Origin of the sequence: Caballeronia sp. LZ034LL (assembly GCF_031451215.1) — a bacterium.
GTDB lineage: Bacteria > Pseudomonadota > Gammaproteobacteria > Burkholderiales > Burkholderiaceae > Caballeronia.
The window spans coordinates 329,632-336,494 of sequence record NZ_JARUXR010000004.1 but is presented as its reverse complement, the minus strand read 5'-3'; the positions used below and the strand labels follow the sequence as shown (position 1 = coordinate 336,494).

The following is a 6,863-nucleotide window of genomic DNA, read 5'->3' as shown; positions in this document are numbered from 1 at the left end:
GGCCCATGCCCACCCATGCGGCTCTGGCAGAGATGCTAACCCGCGTTAAACTCCCACGTCAGGCCAGCCTCCGCCTCACGGAAAGTCATACTGACTTACGCTTTCCCCTTTACGCCAAAGCGCCCAAATTTCCTGACGCTCTGCCAAGCTCAACCACGGCTTCCTTGCTCGCCTCATCAGTGCCTCACCTTGGTAATCCATTCATTAGATCAGAGGTGTTGCATCGACCGGTTGAATCCGCCGCTGCTTTCTTTGGTAACTTTCTTTGCAGCAGCAAAGAAAGTTACCCCCGCCCCGGGGAGGGGCAGTGCTAATAGACCGACGCGGATACAGGAAGTCCATAGAAGCACAAGTGAACGACAACAAGCGCGAGCAAACCCACCGACCCTGACTCAAAACCCAATTACCATAAGAGCAACCGAACCCAAAAAGCCGCAAAGGCAAAACCCTCCAATGCCCTTAGCCCTTTGGCTTATCCCAACAGCGATAGCGATAATCTACGCCATAGCCTTAATGGGGCTGTACTGGCTGCAAGGCCGCCTGGTCTATCCGCTCGAACAGATCGCAACCTTAAAAAACCAGTATCTGGAAGATCAAACAACCCCCGTCAGCATAAAAACCGACGATGGCCTAACCCTGACGGTGCGTTACCGTCCAGCCCCCGACAAAACCACCCCCACCATCATCCTCTTCCACGGTAACGGCGAAGACCTCTTCCAGCGAGGCCACATCGCGCTAGAGCTGATCAACGCCGGCTACGGCATATTGCTGGCCGAATACCGCGGCTACGGCGGCAACCCTGGCAAACCGACCGAACCCGGCCTCTACGCCGATGCCCGCGCCGCGTATGCCTTCGTATCCGAACGCTCCGAGAACGTCGTACTCCATGGCTACTCACTAGGCTCCGGCGTAGCAGTCCAACTCGCCAGCGAACCAACACACCCCATAACCGCGCTGATCCTGGAAGCGCCCTTCACCAGTATTGTCGACGTCGCCGCCCGACGCTTTCCGCTCTTCCCCGTCCGCACCCTCGCCCGCGACCGCTACGACAGTCTCGCGAAGATCGCCTCCGTCCATGCACCGCTCCTGATCTACGGCGGCACGGCCGACGGCGTCATCCCGCCCGATCAGTTCCAGCGCCTCTACAACGCAGCGCGCGGCGAGAAGCGGATCGCGCTCATAGAAGGCGCCGATCACCTCAACGTCTGGACCCAGGGCGGCCGAGAGCACGTCATGCAATTCCTCGCGTCGCTGCCCGCCACGCGCGCCGAGCGCGTCTAGCCACCACGCTTACGCGAGGTCTTGAGCGTGATCCACGTCGGCGCATGATCGCTGGCATGCGGCTCGCCCCGCACCCAGGTATCGACGCCCGCGCCCGTCAGCTTCTTCGCAAGATCCTTGCTGAGCAGAAGATGATCGATGCGCAAACCCGAATTGGTCTGCCAGTGATTGCGGAAGTAATCCCAGAAGGTATAAATCCGCTCGTCGGGAAACGTCTTGCGCAACGCATCCGTCCAGCCCTGCGCGAGCAGATCCGCATAGGCCGCGCGGCTCTCCGGTTGCAGCAACGCATCCTTCTTCCACGAACGCGTGTTGTAGATGTCCTCGTCAGTCGGCACGACGTTGTAGTCGCCCGCAAGCACCACCGGGTGGCCACTGTCCAGCAACGCCCGCGCATGCGCGTTGAACCGCTCGAACCACGCAAGCTTGTAGTCAAACTTCGGACCCGGCTGCGGATTACCGTTCGGCAGATACAGGCAGCCGATCAGCAATCCGCCCACCGCCGCCTCGATATAACGGCTATGCGTATCGTCCTCGAAGCCCGGCACGCCCTTGCGGCTCAGCACCGGCTCCGCGTCCTTCGCAAGAATCGCCACGCCGTTCCACGACGGCTGCCCATGCCACACCGCGCCATACCCCGCCTGCGCGATGGCCTCCGCAGGAAATTGCGCATCCGTGGCCTTCAGTTCCTGCAGGCAAACGATGTCGGGCGCTTCGCGTTCGAGCCAGCTCAGCAGGGCAGCGAGCCGCGGACGAATGCCATTGATATTGAATGTCGCGATCTTCACTCGGAATCTCTCCATCGAACGATCGGAATCGGGCCGTCAGGCGCACGCAGTTTGCGTGCCTCATGAAGGCGCCGGCTTTTCGGCGGCCAGCAGAACAATTAAAAATCTGCCACAGTCACGGCAAAACCGCTCCACTCCCCCCTTTTTTCCATGTCCGCCCCGCCGTCCCAGCCACCTTCCGCCGTCTCCGCTCACTGGCAACGCAATCTCTACATCTGCCTCTTCGGCTCGTTCACCACCGTCGTCGCGATGACCCTCCTGCTCCCCTTCCTGCCGCTCTACGTGCAGCAGCTGGGAGCGTCGTCGGAGGCGGCGGCGGTGCAGTGGTCCGGCGTCGCATTCGGCGCAACCTTTCTCGGCGCAGGGCTCGTCGCGCCGCTCTGGGGCCGGCTCGCCGATCGCTACGGCCGCAAACCCATCCTGATCCGCGCCAGCCTCGGCATGGCCATCACGATGTCCCTCCTCGGCGTCGTACAGACAGTCTGGCAACTGGTGGCGATACGCTTCCTCGCCGGGCTCGTCGGCGGTTACGCGAGCGGCGCCATCGTCATGATCGCCACCCAGACGCCCAAGCATCGCACCGCCTGGGCGCTCGGCACGCACGCCGCCGGCATGATGGCAGGCAACCTCGTCGGACCGCTGATCGGCGGGCTGTTGCCGGGTCTGATCGGCATCCGCTCGACCTTCTTTCTCGCAGGCGGCCTGATCTTCTGCTCGTTCATCATGACGACACTCTTCGTGAAAGAAGAGCGGCGCGCACCGGATTCCTCGAAATCCCGGCGCGGCGGCGGCTGGCGCGACATTCCGCTGCTCACGCCCGTCTTCGCCATGCTCGCAAGCGCCATGCTGCTGATGTTCGCGAACATGTCGATCGAGCCGATCATCACCATCTACGTGTCCCAGCTCGTCCAGGACCCGAAGCAGATCACGCTGGTCGCCGGCATCGTGATGTCAGCCGCCGCCCTCGGCAGCGTACTCGCCGCGCCGCGCATCGGGCGGCTCGCGGATCGCATCGGCGCAACCAAGGTCATCGTCTGCTGTCTCGCGCTGTGCGGCGTGCTGCTGATCCCGCAGACCTTCGTCACCAACGGCACCCAGCTCGTCGTGCTGCGCTTCCTGATGGGACTCGCGCTCGGCGGCCTCCTGCCCGCCATCACGAGCGTCGTGCGTCACAACGTGCCGGATCACACGGTCGGCTATATCCTCGGCTACGCGACGTCCGCGCAGTACATCGGCCAGGTCACGGGACCGCTCGCGGGCGGCTTCATCGCCGCGCACGCGGGCATGCGCTCCGTTTTTGTCATGACCAGCGTGCTGATGTTCGCCGGCGCAGCGTTCAATGCGTGGGTGTTTTTGCGCAAACCACGCACGCCCTGAGCACACATCGATACGCTCACGCTGCGTCCATCAAATCATCGTCCGTGCACGTCCCGCGAGAAAGGCAAACACCATGACGGCCACGCTCGCGGCGACCAGCAAGTCGAGCGAAAACGTCCAGTCGTCCGTGGCCTGATGAATGAACCCGAACAATGCCGGCCCCACAGCCGCGCCGGCATAGCCGACACATTGCGCCATGCCTGACAGTTCGCCGGCCTGTTCGTGACTGGCCGCGCGCAACGCGAAGAGGGACAAACTGGTCGTCATCGAGAAGCCCGCGCCCAGGCCCGCTATCGTCAGCCATAGCGTAGCGGGCCCCACGGATGAAGCCATCCCGGTCGTACCGACGAGAAGCAGCGCGCCGCACAGCACGCCCAGCGCGCGCTGGTCCTTCATGCGCTTGATCATCGGTGCAGCGCCGAGGTTCGTCGCGATGGCGACCACCTGATAGAGCAGCAACGCGAACCCCGCGTCCGAAGCCGACTGTCCGCGCGATACCGAGATCGTCGCGTACCAGCTGACAAGCGCATAAAACACCAGCGACTGGAACGCGAAGAACGCCGATACGTGCCATCCGATGGCCTGCTTCCAGGGCGATCTTGTCTTCGCCGTCGGTCTCGCTTGCCGTGCCGCGGCAGGATGCTGGTCCCGCATCGCCGGAAGCCAGACGACGAGCGCCATGACGGTCAGCACGGCGGGAAGGGTCAGCGCCGCGCGCCAGTCCGCGCCCGGCAAATGGGCAACAGGCGCCGCCAGACCCGCGCCGATGCCCGCGAAAGCCGCCATCGTTGCCGCATAGATCGCGATGAGACTGCCCGCGCGTTGTGGATACTCGCGCTTCACCAAGCCCGGCAGGAGCACGTTGCCCACGGCAATACCGCTGCTCAGCAACAAGGTGCCGATCCAGAGCCCGGACGCGCCATGCACGCAGCGCACGCACATCCCGAGCAGGATGACGGCGAGTGCCGCGCCCAGTCCACGCCCGGCGCCCAGCTTGCGGCCGATCAGCGGCGCAACGAGCGACAGCAAAGCAAAAACAAAGAGGGGAAGCGAGTTGAGAAGACCAGCGGCGCTATCGCTCAACGCGAGATCGGCCTGAATATCGGCGAGCACGGGACCGACGCTGGTAATCGGCGCGCGCAGATTGGCGCCGATCAGGACGATGCCAAAGGGAACAAGGAAAGCAGAACGGCGCGACGACGCCAAAAGTGATGCAGGCTTCATGGACGTGAACCTTTCGCACACGCGCGAACCCTGGGCGGGTTGCGCGTGATGTTGTGCGTTGGTTCACGTTAACGCCTACGCAAGTGACGTGTGCCACTTGTCTGGGCGTGAGTATAGAGACCTGCCCGGTTCATCGCAACGTTCAGAACCAGGCACTCGACCCTCAACCCTTCTCGCTGTCGAGATGCGCCATCTGCACGGCTTCGTAACGATCGCCGGCCGCTGCGCCCTTCGGCACTGCTGCTTCAATGGCGGCAAGCTCATCCGGCGTGAGCGTCACATCGAGCGCGCCGAGCGATTCCGTCAGCCGTTCCGGACGCCGCGCGCCGATCACCGGCACGATGTCCTTGCCCTGCGCCAGCACCCAGGCGATGGCCAGCTGCGCCACGCTCACGCCCTTGACCTCCGCAATCTTGCGCAAGGCGTCGACCAGCGCCAGATTGCGTTCGACGTTGCCCTGCTGGAACCGCGGACTGTGCGCGCGCCAGTCGTTGGCTTGCGGCGCCGCCGCGCCCCAGTGCCCGCTGATGAGTCCGCGCGACAGCACCCCATACGCCGTGATGCCGATGCCGAGTTCGCGGCACGCGGGCAGGATCGCTTCCTCCATGCCGCGCGAGATCAGCGAATACTCGATCTGCACGTCCACCACCGGATGCACGGCCGCCGCGCGGCGGATGGTCTGCGCGCCGACTTCCGAAAGCCCGACATGACGCACGTAGCCCGCCTGGATCATGTCGCCGATTGCGCCGACCGTATCCTCGATCGGCACGTTCGCATCCAGCCGCGCCGGGCGATAGATATCGATCGTTTCGACGCCCAGCCGCTGCAGCGTATAGGCGAGCGAGTTCTTCACTGCGACGGGACGGCCATCGAACGCGATGAAGTTGCCCGCCGGATCGCGCATGCCGCCGAACTTCACGCTCAGGATGGCCGCATCCCGGCGCGAAGGCGGCGCGCTTTTGAGCGCCTCACTGATCAGCAGTTCGTTATGACCCATGCCGTAGAAGTCGCCGGTGTCGATCAGCGTGACGCCGGCTTCGAGCGCGGCGTGGATCGTGGCAATGCCCGCCGCGCGATCCGACGGTCCGTACACCCCCGACATGCCCATGCATCCGAGCCCGATGGCGCCGGTTTGCGGTCCGGTCCCGCCAAGTTTGCGTGATTCCATGCTGGTTCTCTCCTGTGGACTGGCGCCGCACGAACGGCGGCGATGGAGACCATTATGGGAGCAAAGATCGCGTGCGATAATCCACCCTAATCCGAATGGGCTGTGCGCAGAGGCGAACAATGAACGAACCCGATCTGTCCGATCTCCACGCGTTCCTGGCGGTCGCGCGCTCGCGCGGCTTCAGGCAGGCGGCGTTGTTACGGGGCGTATCGGCGTCTTCGCTGAGCGAGGCGGTGCGCCGGCTGGAAGCGCGGCTCGGCGTGCGGCTGCTCAATCGCACCACGCGCAGCGTCACGCCGACCGAAGCCGGCGAGCGGCTGATCGAACGGCTCGCGCCCGCGTTCACGGAGATCGCCGGCGCGCTGGATGCCGTGAACGGCTTTCGCGACAGTCCCACCGGCACGCTGCGTCTGAACGTGCCGCGCATCGTCTCGCGCGAGATCCTGCCGCCCATCGTCGCGCGCTTTCTGACCGCGCATCCGGGCATCAAGCTTGAGATCAGCGCGACGGACCGCTTCATCGACGTGCTCGCCGCCGGCTTCGACGCCGGCATCCGCTATGACGAAAGCATCGAGCGCGACATGATCGCGGTGCCCATCGGGCCGCGCATCCAGCGCTTCGTCGCGGTGGCCGCACCTGTGTATCTCGCCGCGCACGGCGAGCCGAAGCATCCGCGTGATCTGCTGAATCACGCGTGCATCGGGCATCGGTTCGACAGCGGAGTCCTCGCCGCATGGGAATTCGTGCGCGGCAAGGAAACGATACGGATCGCGCCGCAAGGGCCGCTCGTGACGTCGTCGGTGGAAGTGGCGCGCGCTGCGGTCACGGCGGGCTTGGGGCTCGTCTATACCTTCGATGAATTCGTGCGCGGCGGCATCGAAAGCGGCGCGCTCGTGCCGGTGCTCAAGCCGTGGTGGCAAAGTTTCACCGGCCCGCGCCTCTACTATCCGAGCCGCGCGCACATGCCGGGGCCGTTGCGCGCGTTCATCGACTTCATTCGCGCCGAAGACGGCGCGACGTCCTGA

6 protein-coding genes are annotated in these 6,863 nt (G+C 64.4%); 3 read left to right on the top strand and 3 right to left on the bottom strand.

Going from position 1 to position 6,863, the window contains the following annotated elements; genetic code table 11:
- Positions 1–513 precede the first annotated feature (513 nt).
- On the top strand, positions 514–1,281 hold the full coding sequence (locus tag QCE83_RS28940) for an alpha/beta hydrolase (protein ID WP_309819332.1): 768 nt from the start codon (positions 514–516) through the stop codon (positions 1,279–1,281).
- Here QCE83_RS28940 and QCE83_RS28935 read toward each other — a convergent pair.
- Positions 1,278–2,084: an exodeoxyribonuclease III gene (locus QCE83_RS28935; RefSeq protein ID WP_309819331.1), complete on the bottom strand. Its 807-nt coding sequence runs from the start codon at positions 2,082–2,084 to the stop codon at positions 1,278–1,280. The two genes, QCE83_RS28940 and QCE83_RS28935, sit on opposite strands and share 4 nt — an antisense overlap.
- A gap of 135 nt (positions 2,085–2,219) precedes the next feature.
- Here QCE83_RS28935 and QCE83_RS28930 point away from each other — a divergent pair, with 135 nt between their 5' ends.
- Complete coding sequence (locus tag QCE83_RS28930; RefSeq protein ID WP_309819329.1) at positions 2,220–3,446, top strand: MFS transporter; 1,227 nt, start codon at positions 2,220–2,222, stop codon at positions 3,444–3,446.
- Between the two features lie 30 nt (positions 3,447–3,476).
- Here the strand turns inward: QCE83_RS28930 and QCE83_RS28925 are convergent, their stop codons facing one another.
- Together QCE83_RS28925 and QCE83_RS28920 are read right to left on the bottom strand one after the other, a co-directional pair.
- Positions 3,477–4,670: an MFS transporter gene (locus tag QCE83_RS28925; protein ID WP_309819328.1), complete on the bottom strand. Its 1,194-nt coding sequence runs from the start codon at positions 4,668–4,670 to the stop codon at positions 3,477–3,479.
- Positions 4,671–4,833: 163 nt separating this feature from the next.
- On the bottom strand, positions 4,834–5,838 hold the full coding sequence (locus QCE83_RS28920; protein WP_309819327.1) for an aldo/keto reductase: 1,005 nt from the start codon (positions 5,836–5,838) through the stop codon (positions 4,834–4,836).
- A gap of 119 nt (positions 5,839–5,957) precedes the next feature.
- Between QCE83_RS28920 and QCE83_RS28915 the strand changes: the two genes are divergently transcribed.
- Positions 5,958–6,863: a LysR family transcriptional regulator gene (locus tag QCE83_RS28915; RefSeq protein ID WP_309819326.1), complete on the top strand. Its 906-nt coding sequence runs from the start codon at positions 5,958–5,960 to the stop codon at positions 6,861–6,863.